The organism is Iningainema tapete BLCC-T55 (assembly GCF_014698965.1).
Classification (GTDB): Bacteria; Cyanobacteriota; Cyanobacteriia; order Cyanobacteriales; family Nostocaceae; genus Iningainema; species Iningainema tapete.
Map to the genome: position 1 here is coordinate 1 of NZ_JACXAE010000088.1, position 19,392 is coordinate 19,392.

The 19,392-nt window shown below is 40.6% G+C and carries 18 protein-coding genes, 1 rRNA gene and 1 riboswitch; of the genes, 8 read left to right on the forward strand and 11 right to left on the reverse strand.

Annotated features, from left to right (window positions below):
• Window positions 1-69, reverse strand: a 16S ribosomal RNA gene (locus tag ICL16_RS29740); the annotation flags it as partial.
• A gap of 422 nt (window positions 70-491) precedes the next feature.
• Here ICL16_RS29740 and ICL16_RS29745 point away from each other — a divergent pair.
• Entirely contained in the window at window positions 492-845 is a 354-nt protein-coding gene (locus ICL16_RS29745; protein ID WP_190835207.1) for a hypothetical protein, read from the forward strand.
• Between the two features lie 622 nt (window positions 846-1,467).
• On the forward strand, window positions 1,468-2,556 hold the full coding sequence (locus ICL16_RS29750) for a glycosyltransferase family 4 protein (protein ID WP_190835208.1): 1,089 nt from the start codon (window positions 1,468-1,470) through the stop codon (window positions 2,554-2,556).
• 76 nt (window positions 2,557-2,632) lie between these two features.
• Here the strand turns inward: ICL16_RS29750 and ICL16_RS29755 are convergent, their stop codons facing one another.
• The 6 genes from ICL16_RS29755 to ICL16_RS29780 all read right to left on the reverse strand — a co-directional run bounded on the left by ICL16_RS29755 (window position 2,633) and on the right by ICL16_RS29780 (window position 6,832).
• A complete protein-coding gene (locus ICL16_RS29755; protein WP_190835209.1) occupies window positions 2,633-3,133 on the reverse strand; it encodes a DUF1622 domain-containing protein in 501 nt (166 codons plus the stop codon).
• A gap of 51 nt (window positions 3,134-3,184) precedes the next feature.
• Complete coding sequence (locus ICL16_RS29760; RefSeq protein WP_190835210.1) at window positions 3,185-3,331, reverse strand: hypothetical protein; 147 nt, start codon at window positions 3,329-3,331, stop codon at window positions 3,185-3,187.
• 555 nt (window positions 3,332-3,886) lie between these two features.
• On the reverse strand, window positions 3,887-4,246 hold the full coding sequence (locus ICL16_RS48035; RefSeq protein WP_475579978.1) for an ABC transporter permease: 360 nt from the start codon (window positions 4,244-4,246) through the stop codon (window positions 3,887-3,889).
• Entirely contained in the window at window positions 4,243-4,698 is a 456-nt protein-coding gene (locus ICL16_RS29770) for an ATP-binding cassette domain-containing protein (RefSeq protein WP_475579979.1), read from the reverse strand. The genes ICL16_RS48035 and ICL16_RS29770 overlap by 4 nt, the downstream gene beginning before the upstream one ends.
• Window positions 4,699-4,801: 103 nt before the next feature.
• The gene (locus tag ICL16_RS29775; RefSeq protein ID WP_190835211.1) at window positions 4,802-6,109 is read right to left on the reverse strand and encodes an HlyD family secretion protein; all 1,308 of its coding nucleotides are present in this window, start codon (window positions 6,107-6,109) and stop codon (window positions 4,802-4,804) included.
• A 45-nt stretch (window positions 6,110-6,154) separates the two neighbouring features.
• Window positions 6,155-6,832, reverse strand: coding sequence for a TetR/AcrR family transcriptional regulator (locus ICL16_RS29780; RefSeq protein WP_190835212.1), 678 nt, complete (start codon window positions 6,830-6,832; stop codon window positions 6,155-6,157).
• Window positions 6,833-7,043: 211 nt separating this feature from the next.
• On the opposite strand from ICL16_RS29780, the gene ICL16_RS29785 reads away from it, so the two are divergent.
• From ICL16_RS29785 to infC, 6 genes are all read left to right on the forward strand, one after another.
• Window positions 7,044-8,072, forward strand: a complete 1,029-nt coding sequence (locus tag ICL16_RS29785; RefSeq protein WP_190835213.1) for a glycoside hydrolase family protein — start codon at window positions 7,044-7,046, stop codon at window positions 8,070-8,072.
• Between the two features lie 13 nt (window positions 8,073-8,085).
• Window positions 8,086-9,306 carry a family 43 glycosylhydrolase gene (locus ICL16_RS29790; RefSeq protein ID WP_190835214.1) on the forward strand — a complete coding sequence of 407 codons (1,221 nt, stop codon included), beginning with the start codon at window positions 8,086-8,088 and terminating at the stop codon, window positions 9,304-9,306.
• Window positions 9,307-9,823: 517 nt separating this feature from the next.
• Window positions 9,824-9,954: riboswitch (cyclic di-AMP (ydaO/yuaA leader) on the forward strand.
• 176 nt (window positions 9,955-10,130) lie between these two features.
• Window positions 10,131-11,399, forward strand: a complete 1,269-nt coding sequence (locus tag ICL16_RS29795) for a glycosyltransferase (RefSeq protein WP_190835215.1) — start codon at window positions 10,131-10,133, stop codon at window positions 11,397-11,399.
• A 42-nt stretch (window positions 11,400-11,441) separates the two neighbouring features.
• Entirely contained in the window at window positions 11,442-11,672 is a 231-nt protein-coding gene (locus tag ICL16_RS29800) for a hypothetical protein (protein ID WP_190835216.1), read from the forward strand.
• A 246-nt stretch (window positions 11,673-11,918) separates the two neighbouring features.
• Window positions 11,919-12,590 carry a phosphoribosyltransferase gene (locus ICL16_RS29805; RefSeq protein ID WP_190835217.1) on the forward strand — a complete coding sequence of 224 codons (672 nt, stop codon included), beginning with the start codon at window positions 11,919-11,921 and terminating at the stop codon, window positions 12,588-12,590.
• 225 nt (window positions 12,591-12,815) lie between these two features.
• Complete coding sequence (gene infC / locus ICL16_RS29810) at window positions 12,816-13,283, forward strand: translation initiation factor IF-3 (protein WP_337907154.1); 468 nt, start codon at window positions 12,816-12,818, stop codon at window positions 13,281-13,283.
• A 25-nt stretch (window positions 13,284-13,308) separates the two neighbouring features.
• On the opposite strand, the gene ICL16_RS29815 is transcribed toward infC, so the two are convergent.
• From ICL16_RS29815 to ICL16_RS29830, 4 genes are read right to left on the reverse strand one after another with little or no spacing between them, the layout of a single operon-like run.
• Window positions 13,309-14,433, reverse strand: coding sequence for a hybrid sensor histidine kinase/response regulator (locus ICL16_RS29815; protein ID WP_190835218.1), 1,125 nt, complete (start codon window positions 14,431-14,433; stop codon window positions 13,309-13,311).
• Window positions 14,430-16,463 (reverse strand): histidine kinase dimerization/phosphoacceptor domain -containing protein, encoded by a 2,034-nt coding sequence (locus ICL16_RS29820; protein ID WP_190835219.1) that lies wholly within the window; start codon window positions 16,461-16,463, stop codon window positions 14,430-14,432. The genes ICL16_RS29815 and ICL16_RS29820 overlap by 4 nt, the downstream gene beginning before the upstream one ends.
• A 3-nt stretch (window positions 16,464-16,466) precedes the next feature.
• The gene (locus tag ICL16_RS29825; protein WP_190835220.1) at window positions 16,467-16,949 is read right to left on the reverse strand and encodes a response regulator; all 483 of its coding nucleotides are present in this window, start codon (window positions 16,947-16,949) and stop codon (window positions 16,467-16,469) included.
• 6 nt (window positions 16,950-16,955) lie between these two features.
• The gene (locus ICL16_RS29830) at window positions 16,956-19,274 is read right to left on the reverse strand and encodes an ATP-binding protein (protein WP_190835221.1); all 2,319 of its coding nucleotides are present in this window, start codon (window positions 19,272-19,274) and stop codon (window positions 16,956-16,958) included.
• Window positions 19,275-19,392: the final 118 nt, after the last annotated feature.

Below are 19,392 nucleotides of genomic sequence, written 5' to 3' on the forward strand. Positions count from 1 at the left end.
CCGTTCGACTTGCATGTGTTAAGCATACCGCCAGCGTTCATCCTGAGCCAGGATCAAACTCTCCGTTTTGATTCTGGAGTAGATCCGTTCCACCGGAACAGATCTACTGTCTTGATTTCTTTCTTGGTTTAACCCAATTTAAGTTTCTTGACGAGGATTTCTTTCGTAAAAGCTTTCAAACTATTGATTTTTCTCGGTTCGGTTGCCGTCTTTCTTGTCGGCACTTATCTAAGATAACTATTCCTTAGCGAAGTGTCAAGGGTTTGGCAAAAATTTTTTCGTTTTTTTTTGAATAAGTAATTATGCTCAAGGTAAACTAGATCTACAAACTACCTAAAATGATTGCTATGAGACGCTTTCAAACTAATTCTTTGTCTTTTTTCGCTTTGGCTTAGTCGTTGAGTCCATATATATTATAGTATTTCAAAATTTACTTAATCCATATACTCAATCAATAGGAGGATGGATATGGGTAATTGAGTTTCTAGTCAATGGCAGTAACAGAACAAGAGTGCCTCCAGATGATTCAAGCTTGCCGCGATCGCAATGTCAACTTGATGATTGCCTACCGTCTGGTGCCCAAAGGTGGGCAGATATTCGCATTATCAGTGCAATTTATTCAGTCAGCGCAAACAGGTAAGCCCGTGCAACTAGGTGAATTCAAGCAGCAGCATCGACTTGGAACTGAGCAGGTAATTGAGCGCCTAGCAACTGAACAGCCAGAAGAATTGATCCACGCTACAGATCCTTCAGGTAAGGTACGTACGCGAGATTTAGCAAACAAATACCAACAAATAATAGGTCTTCTTCAATGGAAGACCTATTATTTTCAGTTATTTACATGACTAAGTTAACTACAAGCCAGTAACCAACAAGCAATGTAAATACGCCCAACCACAAAGTGGTTATGTTCAATTTCAGTCTATTCATAAGCTGATAATTAAAGTCAGTTTTTCAAGTTAAGTGAGTGGGGAAGTCAATTCCAACGCAACATCTCCTCACAAAAGTGCCAGTAATTAAGGTGCTTAACCTTTAGTTCCGATACCACAATGCACTTTATCTTTAACACTATTCTAGCGATTGAAGTAAATTTTTGCAGGTTACAAGTATCTGTCTAACCCGTATTAATTAAGTTGCATTCTGCATTTTCATACAACTTTGGTCGTATTCTTATGGGAATATTCAATCTATTTAAGCCTATTTTAAGTTATTTGTCATCATTCACTAGAGAGAGCTAAAAAGTATATTTAATAGAAAATATTTAAAATCTATTAGTTTTATTAATCATAATTTACCATCTTAAGGTAGAAGAAAACTATATAGAGAACAAACTAAAGTATTAAGTAACAAAGACTTAATAAAGTCATCGCAAAAATTAACACGCCCTTAGTGTTAGTGATGAGAATTAATTCGTTAGTCAGAAAGTAAACACTTTTAGTTTAAAACTTACTTCTTGGGAGGTTTTTTATGCGGATTGCTCAGGTAGCTCCCCTATGGGAGAGAGTACCGCCTCCAGCTTACGGTGGCATAGAGCTAGTAGTGGGGTTACTGACTGATGAACTAGTCCGGCGTGGGCATGAAGTAACGCTATTTGCATCGGGTGATTCTATCAGTTTGGCTAAACTTGAATCAGTTCATCCCTGTGCGCTAAGGCTCGACTCTACTGTGAAGGAGTACGGCGTTTATGAAATGTTGCACCTGAGTCGGGTGTATCAGTATGCAGACGAGTTTGATATTATTCACTCGCACATGGGGATTGCCGCATTGCCCTATGCCAACTTGGTAAAAACACCCACTGTTCACACCTTGCACGGGATTTTTACCCCTGACAATGAAAAGATGTTTAAATACCATAAACATCAACCCTATGTCAGTATTTCCGATGCACAGCGGGAACCAAGGTTAGAACTAAATTGTGTAGCAACAGTCTACAACGGTATTGACATCAGCAGTTATGAGTTTTATGCCCAACCTGAAAATCCGCCATACTTAGCGTTTCTGGGTAGAATCTCGCCAGAGAAGGGAACGCACAAGGCGATCGCCATTGCTAAAAAAGCAGGTTGGCACTTGAAAATGGCAGGTAAAGTAGACGTAGTTGATGTAGAGTATTTTGAACAGGAAATCAAGCCGCACATTGATGGTAAGCAGATTGAGTATCTCGGTGAAGCAAACCACGAGCAAAAAAATGCATTAATGGGTGGCGCAGTAGCAACTTTATTCCCCATCACTTGGCGAGAACCTTTTGGATTAGTAATGGCTGAATCAATGGCTGCGGGTACACCAGTTATTGCTATGAATCTAGGCTCGACAAAAGAAGTAATCCTTCACGAAAAAACAGGTTTCCTTTGCAGTAACGTTGACGAATGTGTTGAAGCAGTTAGCAAAGTTGCCGAACTTGATCGCTATACTTGTCGCAAGCATGTCTCTAACCTTTTTGGTGTTGCGCACATGACAGATGGTTATGAAGCTGTTTACCGACAAATTTTAGCCGAGCGATTTGCTAAAACTAATGGACACCTGCGCAGTGGAGTTGTTCTCAGCAATAGCCGCAACTAAGTAGAGCTAAGCACGTTTTTCAAATCCAATATACTTTTGGGGGCGAACAACAGTTTGCCCTTACAATAGTATTAGCTCATGATTCTCTCTCATTGCTTACCCGTTCCGCTCGGTTTTGCTCACCCTGCCTAATTTCGCGCTCTAAAAAGTAATTCAGTAAAGTTCGTAACAAGACGATCGCCCCCAAGTTTAAAATATCCTGACGATTAGGCGCAACCGCTGTACGCAGAATATCACTAGCAACGGTAAATTCTAATCCCAATGCCAGCCCCCGTCCCAATTTGAGGCGGATTAATTCGGTAGAATCAAAATGTTGTTTAGCGCGAGAGAATAATTGACGTACATAGGCAGTAATTCCACGGATCACAGCACCAGCAACTACTACTGCGGCGGCAATTTCTGTTGCAGCAGCTAAATAACCAGCAATCAACCTGAGCCATAATTCCAAAGGACTTTCAAACGTTGCGGCTTCGTTGCTTTGCCCAACGTTAAGATTTAACAGTAGAATTAAACCGAAAATTAAGGCTACAGGTAGCAGAATATCGGCTAGAGAATCACGCAATGGCTCTCGTTTCATATTAGTTTTGTCAGACTCAATCAAAAACTTTACGGCGATCGCTGCTTCTCTCTACAAAAAGAGTAATTTACTTTTGACCAAGTATAAAGTTTTATAAACAAAATCAATTTCTACTTCATCACTGCCTAGTGGTTCAAAATCGTATTCAATCGGTTTGAGTTCTTGACGCTGTTGAAAAGCTGCGTAAGCACGAACCATAGATATAACCTCTGTTGTGGAAATAAATGCCTGGTGATTAATTCTTTAATTATGATCGCGATCGCCCTATTTTATACTGGGACTGAGTGTAGGGGACGACATAACAACTGTGACAAGACGCTTTTGAATATGAAGATTTGTTTCCATCTCCTCCAAATAAATCTTATCCGAAGTCATATCGAGTATAGGTTAAAAACAAACTCATAACGACTACAAGTAAAACAACGATCTGTAAGTTCATGCTCAATCGGCTGAACGGAAGTGTAAAAGGAGAGAAAAAGCACCCACTATGGCTAATCCTAAAATACTAACAACCGCTGAAGGTATTCCAGTTTCAGATAATTAGAACTCGTTAACGGCGGGTGATCGCGGTCGTGTGCAGCAGGTTTAGGGATTGCGATCGATCCATCTATGATTCCAACTTCTGCTCAGCCAATTGGGGTATAGCAAGCTGAGGAAACATCGTTTTTCTCTTGCTTAGAGGAATAAGTTGCCCGTTAGAATAAATGTCAAACTGGCAACTTGTTCCTTCAAAATAAAACCGATCATAGCTTTTTAACTCAACTGCCGTCGGAATTGACGAATACTAAGAGTCATCAAAACTGTGGCGAAAAGTAGTAAAATTAGTACTTGAGGCCAAAGCGTTTCGATGCCAACTCCCTTAAGTAACATCCCGCGACAGACTTCGATAAAATAGCGCAGGGGATCAAGATAAGAGAGCCATTGGATAAAGGTGGGCATAGAGGAAATAGGGGTAGCAACTACTGTGGTCATGCCGGATGTTGCTGCTAGCTGTGCTAAAATGTCCCAAAATTCACGCCGTGATACTGGATCTACGCCTGTGGTAGGCTCGTCTAAGAGTAAGATTTTCGGTTGGTGAATTAGCGCACAGCATAAGGCGAGTTTCTGTTTCATTCTCCGGATAGTTTTCCGGCTAGGCGTTGTTTGAATTGTGCTAGGTCTAGTAAGTTTAGGTAATGTTGGCTACGGGTTGTGAAGGTGGTTTCGCTAACTTCGTGTAATCCTGCTGCATAGCGCAAGTTTTCCCAGATGCTCATGTCTTGGTAGAGACTAAAGCGTTGGGTTAGGTAGCCCATTTGCAGACGCACGTTTGCTGGTTGGGAGTTGAGAACTTCGACTATGCCGCTTTTTTGTAGCATTACGCCTGAAAGGATTTGGAATGTTGTGGTTTTGCCGGCTCCATCTGGTCCGACTAGTCCGAATATTTCGCCAGCGTATATGTCTAGGTTGATTCCTGCTACGGCTTCGGTTGTTTGTTTGTTGTAGGTGTGATGTAAATCTCGGATGGAGATTACGGGGGGGTTTGTGTGTTTTTGTTGGGTGAGCGTTTGGGGTGAGACTTTCATTTTTTATGAATCGCGAAGACGCGAAGTACGCCAAGAAAGAGTAAATCAGAGTTTATCTGTTTGATTTGAATGGTGGATGTAGAGAAGGAAGAATTTTTCTGCCCTACTCCCCTACTCCCCTACTCCGTTGCTCCTCTGCTATGAGGATTCTGCCATCTGCTGGCATTCCTGGTTTGGCTAATCCTTGGGGGTTTTTGAGGGTGAGTTCTACGCCGAATACTTGGGTGACTCGGTCTTTTTTGAAGTAGGTGTTTTCTGGGGTGAAGCTGGCTTTGGGATCTACACGGGTGACTGTTGCTTGTAGTGGTTGTTTGGGAAAGGCGTCTAGGTATACTAGTCCTGGTTGTCCTAGTTTGACTTTACCTATTTCTCCTTCTGGTATAAAGCCTCGAAGGTAGAGGTTGTCTAGGTTTACTATTGTGATTAAGGGCGCACCTGCTGCTACTACTTCGCCTGGTTCTACTGAACGGGTGATGACGTTGCCTGTGAGGGGGCTGTTGATTTTTAGGTAGTTTAAGTTTGCTTGGACTTGTGCCTGTGTTGCTTGGGCATCGCGCACGTCTTGTTGTGCTACTGTAATATCGGTGCGGGCTTGTGCTATTTGTTTTTCAATTTGTAGGGCTGCTGCGGCACGAATTGGTGGATTGCGCAGTGTGGCTTGCGCTTGTGTTAGTCTTCCTTGAGCAGATTTAACTTGCTGTTGTGCAGCATTTACACGGGCTTGGGCTGTGTTTAATGCTGCATTATCTTCGTCTATTTGTTGGGCAGCGATCGCACCTTGGTTATATAAGTAACTACTGCGTCTTTGTCTGATCTTGGCTAGGCTTAAGCTTTCCCTGGCTTCTGCTAGTTGGGCGCGGGTTGTTGCTACAGCGTTTTCTGCTTCTAATACTCTACCTTGGCTTTCTTGATATGCTTGTTGGGTGATGAGATTGGCTTGCTGTAGTTGTGCTTCGAGTACGGGTAATTGCTGACGGGCACGTTCTAATCTTTCTTGTGCTGCTTTGACTCTGGCGGCTGCTCCCTGAAGTTGGGCGCGTAGTTCAGAGTCGTCTATTTGTACTAAGGGCTGATTTGGTTTTACTACATCTCCTTCTCTAACGGCTACGTTAGTAACCCTACCGCCAATTTTGGCGGATATATCGGTTTCGTAACCTTCTATCCGCCCGCTTAAAAACAAGCCATCGGGTTCGTGGTAAAAAAATCCCCGGTAGATGCCGTATCCACTGCCAGCAAGAAGTGCGATCGCTCCTAAAATCACTACTGGTTTAGGAATACGTCGCTTCTTGGGTTTTTCTGGTTCGGGCTGGGGTGGGGATTGCTGAGAATCACTAACAGAATTAATGGGAGCCTCTTTCGAGACGCGATTCATAGCGTCTGTATTGGTTGGTTCGGTCGGCGTTTGTGTCATAACGACCTGTAGTAATGAAATTTAATCACATGTTTGATTGACTAATTAATCAACTTGATTTAACACAAAAGAATGCTTTTCAGCTTGTTGATAAAAGGTTGGTGTGGGAACCTGCATACCTTGAAGGAAAATCTCCACGGCTCCTGCTACCATCGTATCAATACTAATATCTTGAGAATCAGATTGTAGGAATACTTCACGGGTAAGCATATATACAACTAAAGGACCGATGAAACAGCGTGCTGCTACTCTTGGGTCCATAGGTTTAAGTACTCCAGCTGACATTTGCACAGCCAAATAGCGAGTTAAGAAAGCAATGGAACGACTAGGTCCAATAGTGTTAAACATCTGAGCTATTTGGGGTTGTCGGAACGCTTCAGAAAGTAGGAGTTTCATTAGCGCAACTGATTGTGGATTCTCTGCGACTTTAAGAAACGCTTTAGCAAAGATGAACAGTACCTCTTGGGGAGGTTTACTCATCATTTCCTCTTCACTGTGCGTTAGCAATTGCAGTACAGGTAAGCGTTGCTCAACTACTTGCTGAAATAAGTCACTTTTATCTTTAAAGTAGTGGTAAATCAAACCAGGTGAGCCAATTCCTGACGCCGCTGCAATATCTTTGTTAGTCGCTTTCTCAAAACCCTTGCTGGCAAACACCTGCAATGCACCGTCAATAATCTGCTGTCGCCGACCTTCAAAGTCTTGCTCGTCGCGTTGAGGCATAAACTTCTTGATTGATTGGTTAATCAATAATTTAACATCAGGAGTAAACAAAAGTCAAAGCTATAACAATAATTTGTTATAAATTTACATTTACGCCTAATACAAAATCTACATTTTGACTTATGCCTTTAGAGGTAAGCATAGTATATAGCCATAATTAAACCTTTAATGATAAACTTCAAATTATTCAAATGTTTAGACGATGAAAACTATGCCTTGGCAACCTCGCAACAAGTATTGCTGGGATTTTTGGTTTGCGCAAAAAGAGAAAACACTACACATTTTTTTTCTCCAAGCTTCACAACTTGGTTGTGCTTACAATCCTGAAAAACGACACGATCAAACATCAGTTGGTCATGCTATATTAACAGAACACGGCTGGAAAGAAATAGACGTAAACGAACCAGCGCTACAAAGAAGAGAGGCAAATGTCTGGGATAATCATGTAATTTGGACAGGGAGTATCCTTCACAATGACGGTCTTTACTATCTGTTTTACACAGGTAAACGTAAAGAAGATTTATTAGTGGAAACTCCTCAGGAACGACGTACACCACAAAACATTGGTATCGCCACTTCTTCAGATTTAGAAAACTGGACAAGGACAGCCGCTAGTTTGGAAAAACCTGTGATTCCTAATCCTGGAATTGATAGTGAATTTGATGGTAGTAACTGGCGTGACCCTTATGTTATAAAAGATGATATCAACGGACAGTATTATGCTTTTATTTGCGCACGTCCTAAAGATTCTGCTCCCGATGCGGGGGGTGTGGTAGCAGTAGCCACCTCATCAAATTTGTCTGATTGGCAAGATGAACCTTATAAAATTTTGTATAGAAGTGATGAGTTTTATCTTTTAGAGGTTCCGCAGGTTTTCTGGCGCAAGACGAACGATGGTAATTACTGGCGTTTGTATCTTTTATTTGGTCCTCACTGGAGCCATTTCTTTACACATAAAATACCTATAGGAGTAACTTGTTATGTTCGCTCTCAGCCCATAAAAGATCGAAGTAAGGTTAGTTACGATCGCATTCCTTGGGAGAACGAACCAGCAAACCTACTCTGTCAATACTTATATGCTGGTAAACTTGTTAACCCAGAAACAGAACTTCACCCTGTATTCTATGGGTTTCAAAAAGAAGACGAAGGCGGACATTTTGTCGGCGGAATATCCGATCCACAATGGGCAATTTTTGCTGATGATGGCAAGATTAGCTTAACCGACGCTCAACCAAAATAGCTTTCATTAACCTATGCAGCAAAACCTAAAAAACTTTCACACAAAAGTAAGTCCACTGTATCAAAAAATTATCAGTACCATCGAACCACTACCCCTAAAAAATCCAGTTTTAGATACAGCAAGCTTAGTAGAGCGGAGTCAAATAAAAATAGCAGAAACAGTTACAAAAATATTACGCTTTTTTCGCCAAGGTGAACCAATGAATTGGGATCCTTGGATTTTAAAAGATGGGGATATATATCGCCTATTCTACTTGCGAGGGGTAGAAGGAGCAAATCCTTGGTGGGCAACTAGTAAAATCTGTGGTGCTATTTCTAATGATTTACATAATTGGCAAGATTTAGGAACTATTTTAGAACCAGATCCTAACAATGACTGGGAATCAGGAAGAATATTAGCAGGTTGTGCTTATAAAGAGAAAGATATATACTACTTGTTTTATTCAGCTGGGGGTAAAGAATTTCCTCACAACAAAAATGAAGCAATTGGGTTAGCAATTTCTCAAGATGGTTTGCACTATTCTCGCTATTCTCAAAATTATTTATTAAAAGCAGAAGATGATGACCCTTGGTATGGAAGGAGTAGTTGGACACAACATTATCATTGGCGCGACCCGTATATCTTTAAAGATGAGAATACTGGCAAATATTACATGTTTATTTGTGCATCCTCAAAAGTATCTGGGAACTTTCAAGGATGTGTTGGTTTAGCTTCTGCTTCGGAAATTTCCGGTCCTTATAAATTGCTACCGCCAGTTATAGAAGCACCAACCGATACAGCAGAGCATTGGCCTTACTATCATCTGGAAAGACCACAGGTTATATATAAAGAGGGCAAGTATCACTTATTTTTTTCGTGCTTCAAAATGTTGATGAATCCAAAATGGTTACAACAAGTGAAGCATAAGAGAGTTACAAGTTCGTCACTGTACTGGTATATATCTGATCATATTACTGGTCCCTATCAACCGATTGATAAAGATGAATGTATTGTCAAAGGTAGTGAAAAAACAGGAATGTATGGCACAAATTTTCTTCAAGTGTCCACTAACCCGGATAAATACATTGCTTATGGCTGGTATCATAGATTGCACACGCTAGAAATTTCTCCTACTTTTAGTGTAGTTTGGAAGAATACTGATTACACACACTCGTCTGGTGACCAACAAAAATCTTATTTAGACAGCTTGATTATTGCACGAAACGTAATAAATTATACCAAAAATTTATTATAAATACACAAAAGTAGTAGGTACTATGCTGTACACATCTAGGTTTTGGTGGGCATTGCCTACAAGTATTTCAAAAATTAAATAGTAGCCCTATATCTATCTATTGGTAGAAGAAAGGGACGAGGTGCTTTTATATGCTAATTCAAATGACGGAGATCACCATCGAAAGCTAAATCAATTACGGATTGTGCAAAACCTTGATAATTTAGAGCTTACAGAAGCTAAGCCTTTACCATACAAAAGCACGCAGTTGCGATAATATTTGCAAAATTTAATCTACCGTAACATAACAACCATAATATATTTAAATCTACAAGTCAGAGTTTACAACTATATACCAGATATTGATAATTGTTTTACAGGAAAATAATGCTTGAGCTAATTATGAAAGATGGTTGAAAGCATTAACCTATATACCTTGCAGAAGTTAGTTGTGAAAAAGATTGACATCTGGTATTTTTACAAGTAGAATCTGGAAAAAGTATAAAAGCAGTCTGCCTAATCCTAAGCTTGTTACCAAAACATAACTATGTTCAAGCATGCTGGGAACGGAGGAACCATATATGGGGCGTATCTCTAATATCTATTAGAGAAGGACATCTCTCAGTCCTAGCCCGTCAGCTAACTTCGTCGGCATTGAGGGGAGACTGAACGAGCAGCATTCTTAAAAGTAATGTCTTGTTCTCGTCAGTGTCCTTGGCTGGTTTGTCCGCGCTTCGCTATACCTGCCTTTGATCTAGAAAAAACAATATTGAAGACGTTACATTAACGTCTTTAAAAATCTGGTGTCGGAGGCAGGAAAACTTGCCTAGAGGTGAAGTAAAACTATGCTCCTGACTCAAAAATATCGTATCGCACTCCTGTCTGTTGATGGTGATCCCGCTGCAGAGATTGGTCAAGAAGAGGCTGGGGGTCAAAATGTTTATGTGCGTCAAGTCGGCTACGCATTGGCGCAACAAGGTTGGCAAGTGGATATGTTCACTCGCCGGAGTAATCCTGAGCAAGCAGCCATCATTCAACATAGCCCGAACTGTCGTACTATCAGATTAAAGACTGGACCTGCCGAGTTTATAGGACGAGATGATTTATTTGAATATTTACCAGAGTTTATTGCAGAATTCCAAAAATTCCAGCAAAAACAAGGATTTTATTACCCCCTAATTCACACAAATTACTGGTTGTCCTCTTGGGTGGGTATGGAACTGAAAAAGCACCAGCCGCTGATTCAGGTGCATACATACCATTCTTTAGGAACAGTCAAATATAGAAGTATCAGCGCTATTCCAGCGATCGCCACTCTCAGATTAGCAGTGGAAAAAGCCTGTCTAGAAACTGTAGATCGAGTAGTAGCTACTAGCCCGCAAGAACAAAGTCATATGCGAGGACTTGTCTCTACCCAAGGAAAAATAGAAGTGATCCCTTGTGGTACAGATATTGAAAAGTTTGGCGGAATTCAACGTTCCGACGCACGACAAAAGCTAGGAATTGCCGCAGATGCAAAGATGGTTCTCTACGTCGGACGTTTTGATCCACGTAAAGGAATTGAGACACTAGTGCGAGCGATCGCAAAGTCCAATTTACGCGGACGCACTAACCTACAGTTAGTGATTGGCGGTGGTAGTCGCCCTGGATGTAGTGATGGAATTGAACGCGATCGCATTGCCGCAATTGTGTCTCAATTAGGACTCTTAAATTGCACCACGTTTCCTGGTCGTTTAGATGAGACAGTTCTTCCCTTTTACTATGCTGCTGCTGATGTTTGTGTTGTACCCAGTCATTACGAACCATTTGGCTTAGTCACCATCGAAGCAATGGCTAGTCAAACTCCGGTCATAGCCAGTGACGTAGGTGGGTTACAGTTTACAGTCGTACCTGAAATTACTGGGTTACTCGTACCGCCAAAAGATGAAGTAGCTTTTGCAGCTGCAATTGACCGTATTCTCACCAATACAGCATGGCGAGACGAATTAGGACAAGCAGGTAGGCAAAGAGTAGAAATCGCCTTCAGTTGGCAGAGTGTCGCATCGCGATTGAGTGTACTCTACACTCAACTGCTATCTCAATCTAGAGCTATGGAGCCGTTTATTGCCGCTTAATCTCAAAACACGAATAACTAAAATCAATCAGGGAGCCAGACTATGTTAAAGATCGGAGATTATGCTCATCATCAAACAACTGGACAGGTTGGTCAAGTTGTTGCCTATGGACACCAAGTACTGGACGGAGTTTATCAAACCACTCTGACAGTGCGAATGAACGACAACAAGGATCTTATCCGTCGCAGCACATTTATCGAAGATGTTTACTCGGTATGGGTACTAGCAAATAAAACAGAAATTGCGCAGATACTCTTCCCACAGGCAGCATAAGTGGCTAGATTTTGATTAGAATATAAAAGTTAGAGGGGCAAATTTCACTCATGGTTTGCCCTTCTTGCTGTGTTTTTACAACTCATCCGTTGAGCAGATTTGAAAATTGAGTAGTACCCTACTAAAGTCAGAGGAAAGAAAAGTATTCGCGGTATAATATAGATAACAAAAGAAAACACAGTAAAGGAAAAATACGTGTTAATACTGAGAAAAAAATTTCTTTGACGCTATCAGGAGCGCAACACCATGCAATTTAAAAATCGAAGGTCAGCAGGTCAACATTTGGCTAAAGATTTAGCAGTATATGCTGACAGAGCGGATGTACTGGTGTTAGCTCTACCGAGGGGTGGTGTACCTGTAGCTTTTGAAGTAGCAAAAGCACTCAATGTTCCTTTAGATGTGTTTGTAGTACGTAAACTGGGTGTTCCAGGGCGTGAAGAACTGGCAATGGGAGCGATCGCATCAGGAGGGGTGCAGGTATTAAATGACGACATTGTGCGATCAATACCCGATTTTAATCAAGTTATCACTCTTGTAGCAGCAAAAGAAACAAAGGAACTAGAGCGAAGAGAAACTCTTTATCGAGGGGATCGCCCCTTTCCCACCATACAGGGACGCATTGTGATTTTGGTAGATGATGGTTTAGCAACAGGTGCAACTATGCGTGCTGCCGTAGAAGCATTGCGTAATTACCAACCTGCCTCCATTGTGATTGCTGTACCAGTATCTGCACCAGAAACTTACCAACAACTTCAAGCAAAAGTAGAAGAAATTGTCTGTGCAGTAATACCAAAAAGATTTTACAGTGTTGGTTTGTGGTATGAAGACTTTCCACAAACAACAGATGAAGAAGTCCGTAACCTCCTGACAACAGCGGCAAATGGCAGTCAGTCAGCAGTTGGCGGTGAGAAAACTTAATTAATTTGTGTTATTGGGGTGCTTGAGTTTAAATTTTTTGGATGTCACCAAACTATTTCCCGATGAAGGTTATAGTTCAAAACTTTAGACGCTCAAGAAGTTTATTACCATCCTAACAGCCCACACGAATAGGGTGCAGGTAATCTTGTGTTACCTTAGTATTAATTGCAAAGCCAACTGTTGAAAAATTGAGAGGAAACCATTATCGTCATCCAAAAGCAACTGATTAACTCCCAAATCAAATCACCTCAAGTCTTCTTGATTGATCATGAAAATAACAATCGTGGTCTGATTGATACCCGTGAGGCTCTACAGCTAGCAGAGAGCGTAGATCTTGACTTAGTTGTAGTCTCCGAAAGCAAAGACGCTCCAGTAGCGAAGATTCTCAACTATGGTAAGCTTCAGTATCAAAAGAAAAAACGTCAGAACCAGAGTGCTAGATCCACAGTCAAGGAAGTTCGGTTCCGTCCAAACGTGGGTGTAGCTGATTATCAACTACGCATCGATCAAGCTACCCAGTGGTTGAGTAAAGGCGACTCAGTTAAGTTTGTCATTCGTCTACGAGGTAGAGAAAATCAATATCGAGGTCAAGCGGGAGACATGCTAGATCGTATTGTCACTGACCTCAGTTCAGTCGGTAAAGTCCAATCGCTTGATAAACGTTCACTAATTGTTCAAGTTAATCCCGCATAAATGAAACACTAAAAGCCTCTAATAATTAGAGGCTTTTGGTAAAAGCTGTAGCGTCTTTTATAGTGGGTAACTTGACAACAAAAGTGCTACCTTGGTTGATAGCACTCTCAAAACTAATTGTGCCTTTGTGTAACTCGACACATTGCTTAACTATTGCTAGTCCTAAACCCGTACCTTGAATGTGACCGACGTTACCAGCACGTTGAAAAGGTTCAAAGAGCTTTGCTTGAGATTCTTTTGGAATTCCAATTCCCCAATCTTGTACCTGGAAACAAATAGTATCTTCTTCCCAAAAGAGTGTTAGCGATACTACACCTCCCTTGGGCGAATATTTAATTGCATTAGAAAGTAAATTGTTGAGCAAATGCCATAATAATTTTTCATCAAGATAGGCAATACTACAGTTACCAAGTCTGACAAATCTGATCTGGTATTGCTCGGTAGTACTCAACTGCAAAGCTTCAATCATTTCTGTGCAGAAAGATACTATATCCATTGGTGCAGGATTACACTCAAGTTTACCAGATTCAGCTTGCCCTAATGTTAGTACGTCGTCTAACAAATATTTCAAGCTATTTGTGGCAGATTCAATCCGCTCAATTTGCTTTTGTTTTTTATCTTCTGACATGCGCTCGCCATAGTGTTTTAGCAATTCAGATCCCAGTTTAATTGCTGCTAAGGGATTACGAAACTCATGAACTGCCATACACAAATACTGAGACTTTAATTGATTTTGAGACTCGGCTTCAGCTAAAGCTTTATGCACTCCGACTTCTGCTTGATGACGAGAGAAGGCAATCTCAATTGTGGTAGCAAGTGTTCTTTCATCAAATGGCTTTATGACGTACCCAAAAGGGTGTGTAGCTTTCACTCGCTCTAAAGTTGCCCGATCGGCATTAGCAGTTAAGTAAACCACAGGTACATGGAAGCGAGACTGAATTTCTTGGGAAGCTTCCACACCATCCATCTCACCTGCTAATCGAATATCCATTAATACTAAATCAGGCTGAATCAACTCCACCTGAACAATTGCTTCTTCCCCAGATGCTACTAAAGCAACAACATTATATCCCAGATATTCCAGAGTTTCTCGCAGATCATCTGCAACTAGCTGTTCATCTTCAACAATAATAATTCGCTTCTTTGTCATATTTTTTCAGCATTTAATTTACTTGTTAAGGCTGTCTCCGGACTCCTGTCTCCTAGAAAAAAACTAATGTGAAAGGTAGTACCGTTACTACAGTCAAGGTAAATATTCCCATGAAGTTGTTTAGTTAAATTACGTACAATTCTTAAACCTAGAGAGTTGCTATTTTGCCAATCTAAAGTTTCTGGGATGCCAATACCGCTGTCACTAACTGTTAGAGTAACAGTATTGTTTACAGTTGATTCCAGGAAAATGTTAATCTCGCCTTTGTATCCTGTGGGAAAAGCATATTTAAGAGAATTGGAGACAAGTTCGTTGATAATTAATCCACAGGGAATGGCAGTATCAAGGGTGAGTTTAAGTCCATTAGTTTTAATGTTGAGTGTAATTACCCGGCTGACTCCATAGCAACGAAACAAGTTGTCAGTCAAACTACAAATGTATTCGCTAAAATCTATTTGAGATAAATCCGGAGACTGGTAAAGTTGTTCGTGAATCAAAGCCATTGATTGCACTCGATTTTGAGATTCTTGAAACAAAATCAAAGTGGCTTCATTTAGGGAACGTCTAGACTGCATTCTTAGTAAGCTAGAGATGATTTGCAAGTTGTTTTTCACACGATGGTGAATTTCTTTAAGCAAGGTTTCTTTTTCTTCGAGCGATCGCCTGATTTGTTCCATCGTTTTTTTGCGTTCGCTAATATCGGTAACTCGTACCAACTGCATAGCTCTACTAGCAACACTGATTTGCTTAACAGCTAAGTTTCCCCAGAAGCAATTACCTTTGCGGCTTTGATACTCAATTTCTCGACTCCAAAAGCCATGTGTATTGATTTCGTCTGTGAGTTCTTCTAACTCTTGGTTCGTCAATTGATGACGATGCAATATTTGCCCATTAATATCGAGCAGTTCCTCTTTACTTGATGCTTCAAACAACTCCACTGCACGGCGGTTGCAATCAATTGTCAACAGTGAGTCAGCATCTACCAAAAAAATGGCATCTGCGGATTCATTAAAGATCGCTTCTCGCTCGTGAACTTTAGCTTCTAAGCGTGCATTGAGAGTTTGTAAATTTTGGTAGAGTTCTGCTTGTTGGATGGCGATCGCCAGTTGTACGGAAAGTTGATCTAACAAATCTATTTCTGATTTTTGCCATTGACGTGGTGTAGAACATTGGTGAACGATCAGTAAACCCCAAAGAGGGTTTTCAATATCGCAACTCACATCACCTGGCTCTGATTGCCCAGAGCAGGAAACAATTGGCACAATTAAATGTGCTACAAGCTGAAATTTTTCCAATTGTTGGATTTCACATTGAGAAAGTCCAGCTTTGTAAATATTGTCAACTACACACCGCCTACATTGGCTGTGTTCTCTGCCAGTGTGGTCGCATAAAAACGTATCTTGAAGTTGGACATTAAGAAAACTCTTCCATCCCGGCAGTACAGATTCCGCGACAATCGTGCCACTCATATCAGGGTGAAAGTGGTATACAAGTATGCGATCTGACTTGAGGAAACTACGTATTTCATCTACTGCCGTATTTAAGACGGTATCCAAACTTAAAGATTTACGAATGCGTAAGGCGATCGCCCCAATTAACCTTTGCTGTTCCTGCTGTTGTTCTAGCTGCTGCATCAGGCGCACCCTTTCCATTACAGTATGGCAGGCGCGGTTCAGAGCTTCTAAGCTTAACCTTCCCTTCACCAGATAATCCAGCGCACCGTTTTTCATTGCTTGAACTGCGACGGTTTCGTCCCCCTGTCCAGACATCATTACCACAGGTAGATAATTTTTACCAGTTTGCACTTTTAATTCTTCTAAAAACTCTAGTCCACTAGCATCTGGTAAGAAAAAATCTAATAGAATTAGATCCGGCATAGTCTGCTGACAGCACTGTAGCGCTTCGTGTGCTTCTTCAAACTCGACAATTTCATAATCGTATTGGGTATTACGCTCGAGAAAGCGACGATATACCATTCTGTCTTCCGGCGAGTCATCAATGATAAAAATTGTGCGTTGACTTTCTTTCATAGATTAGTGTTCGCTATTGGGTAGAACAACTGTACCAAACCAGTAACGCAAAAAATCTTGGATGGTTTTTTTGAATGCTTCTACACCCATGGGTTTGAGCAAATAGCTATTAACACCAAAGCAATAACAAGCTTGAATATCCTTGGGACTAAATGAGGTGGTAAGCGCAACAATGGGAATACTTTTCAGTGCTTTGTCTTGCTTAAGAAGCTCAATTACCTCCCGCCCATCGGTTCCGGGCAAATTCAGATCCATTAAAATCACTGATGGACGAGGAAATTTAGCGGCATCGCCATAAGAACCTTGATGGTATAAAAAGTCCAAAGCATCATCGCCATCACAGGCACGATAAACTGGGATGGCAAAAGCTGTTTCTTTAATGACGCGGGTGAAAGCAGTAAAATCTTCATCACTGTCTTCCACCACTAAAAGAGCTTGGTTGGTGTTGAAGGGATCAAAAGGAAATGTAACTGATAAATTTTGCATATCTATTTAACGTGGCAAAGTGAAATAGAAGGTACTGCCCTGAGCGTAGGTAGACTCAACCCAAACATTTCCTCCGTGTCGTTCAATAATTTTTTTGACAATGGTTAACCCCGCGCCTGTACCACCGCCATATTTGCCAGGAGCATGCAGCCGCTTAAAAATCCGAAAGATAGTATCGAGATGTTTTGCACGAATCCCAATGCCATTATCCTGAATGTAAAACGTCCACTTTTGAGTAGGAGAATCCTCTACTTGGTTTTCGTTTGGTGTAGAAGAGGACTCTAAATATCCAACCTCTACCCATTTCTCAGAGCTTTCATTGTATTTGAAGCCGTTACCAATCAAATTCGTTAACACTTCCTCAAGTAAGAGGCGATCGCCACGAATTTTTGGTAAAGTTTTGGGAATGCGGATATCAATACTAACATTGCCTTTGCTCATATGGAAGACTTCAGAAACATTTTTCACCAACTCGTTGAAATCAATAAGTTGCATATTTAACTCTTGTCTTCCCAAACGAGAAAAATGCAGCAGACTATTGATTAAATCTTCCATCCGCTTTGTCAGGCGAACTAAAGTTTCTAACTTAGTAACTCCATCCTCACTCAAAATACTGCTATAATCTTCTAGCAAAAATGTAGAATAGTTGTGAATGCCTCGTAATGGTTCTTTAAGATCGTGAGAGGCAATGTAGGAAAAAGCATCCAACTCGTTATTACTACGTTCTAATTCCAAGTTAATTACCGCTAGTTCTTCGGCTTTGCGAAGTACAATCCCAACAATCGCGCTTCTCAGTTCAATTGCTCCATCAATTTCATACTGCTGCCAAGGTAGAGATTTATGGCGCACCGTTTCTTGCCACTGTTCAAAAGACTTGCGTGGAAAAAGCGTAAAACTGCCATCGGCTTCGTATAAGATTGGCTTTTGCGGATTCCCCGCCCAATTTACGTGCTTTAACATTTCTGGGCGAAACCACAGTACGTAATTGTTCCGAATCCGGTTAATAGAAAGAGCAAGCATTCCCGAACCTACGTCTTTAAATTCCATTGCATAAGAATATTTTTGTGGTAAAGAATCGGTGACAAATAGATAATTCTCAAACTTATCACCCACCCAACTTATTAAGTCATGGATTTGAGACTCTGAAGGTGTTGTACCAATAGTTGTTAAATGTCCATCGACACATACTACCGCACCCTCAGCTTTCACCAGCTTCAGCAAATTTACTCTATCTTGAACTAAAGCATCAAGGAAATCTTGCGCTCGCGCAACATTATCAATAAATTTATTTTGAATAGACTTTAAATATAATTTCTCATCTAAATTTTCATTTTCTTCTTTGGCTGTAAGTTCCAAAGACATCACTTGTCCTAAAAACTCACAAACTGTTCTGATTTCATAGGGTACAAACTTAGTACTTTGATGATGACAGGCAATTAATCCCCAAAGTTGGTTATTTTTAATTAATGAAATTGACATACTCGCTGCCACTTCCATGTTATTGAGGTATTCAATGTGCATTGGAGAAACACTCCTTAATACACTGAAACTTAAATCAAGGGGTGGGGGAGAAATCATGGTTTCGGTAGAGACGCTCCGCCGGAGCGTCTCTACCTCTTTGTGGGAAATAATTGCGACAGGCTTATATTTTACATCGGGGATTAGGCGTAGTGGGTTAATCGTATATAGATGTCTTGCCTGTTTGGGAATGTCAGAGTCTGGGTAGTGTAAACCAAGAAAAGATTGTAACTGTTCTGGTTTATCTTCGGCAATTACTACACCAGAACAGTCAGTGGCAAATCGATATACCATTACTCTGTCAAAACCTGTTATTCTGCGGATTTCTTTGACAATTACGGCACTCAATTCACTCAAAGAAGCTACTTGTTGCATTTTGCTGAGTGCGCTTTTAGTTAAAGAGTAAAAGTTGAAAAATCCACTTTCTTTAACAGTAAATGGTTCAAGCTCTAAAATCAGGTATTTTTGTTGTAAACGATGAATAACTCCATTAAAAGTAGTCGTCTTACCTTGATTAGAAACCAGTATTTTTAAGGGATTGATATATTCAAAATCTTCTTGGAGACAGCTTTCAATGGCAGTGATATATTCTTGATATAGTAAATATGATAAATGTTTTCCTAACAATTGGTAAGGAAAAATTCCAATTAAATTATCAGTGTTATTACTAATTTGAACTATTTCTAATTGTAGTGACAATACCAAGAGTATTCCGTGGGGCTGTATTGAACCGGGAATGTGAATTTGTTCGCGATCGCAATTGGTTAAATTAACATTCTTGTTAGTAATTAATTCTGGTAAATTCATATAGTAAAGCTAATTTAAGTCATAGACGTTTTGACAAAGGTAAGGGCTTAAGCCATATCTTGTCAGGTGGGCAAAAATACCCATCTACAAATGGAAGGGCGCTTATGCCCATCCCACA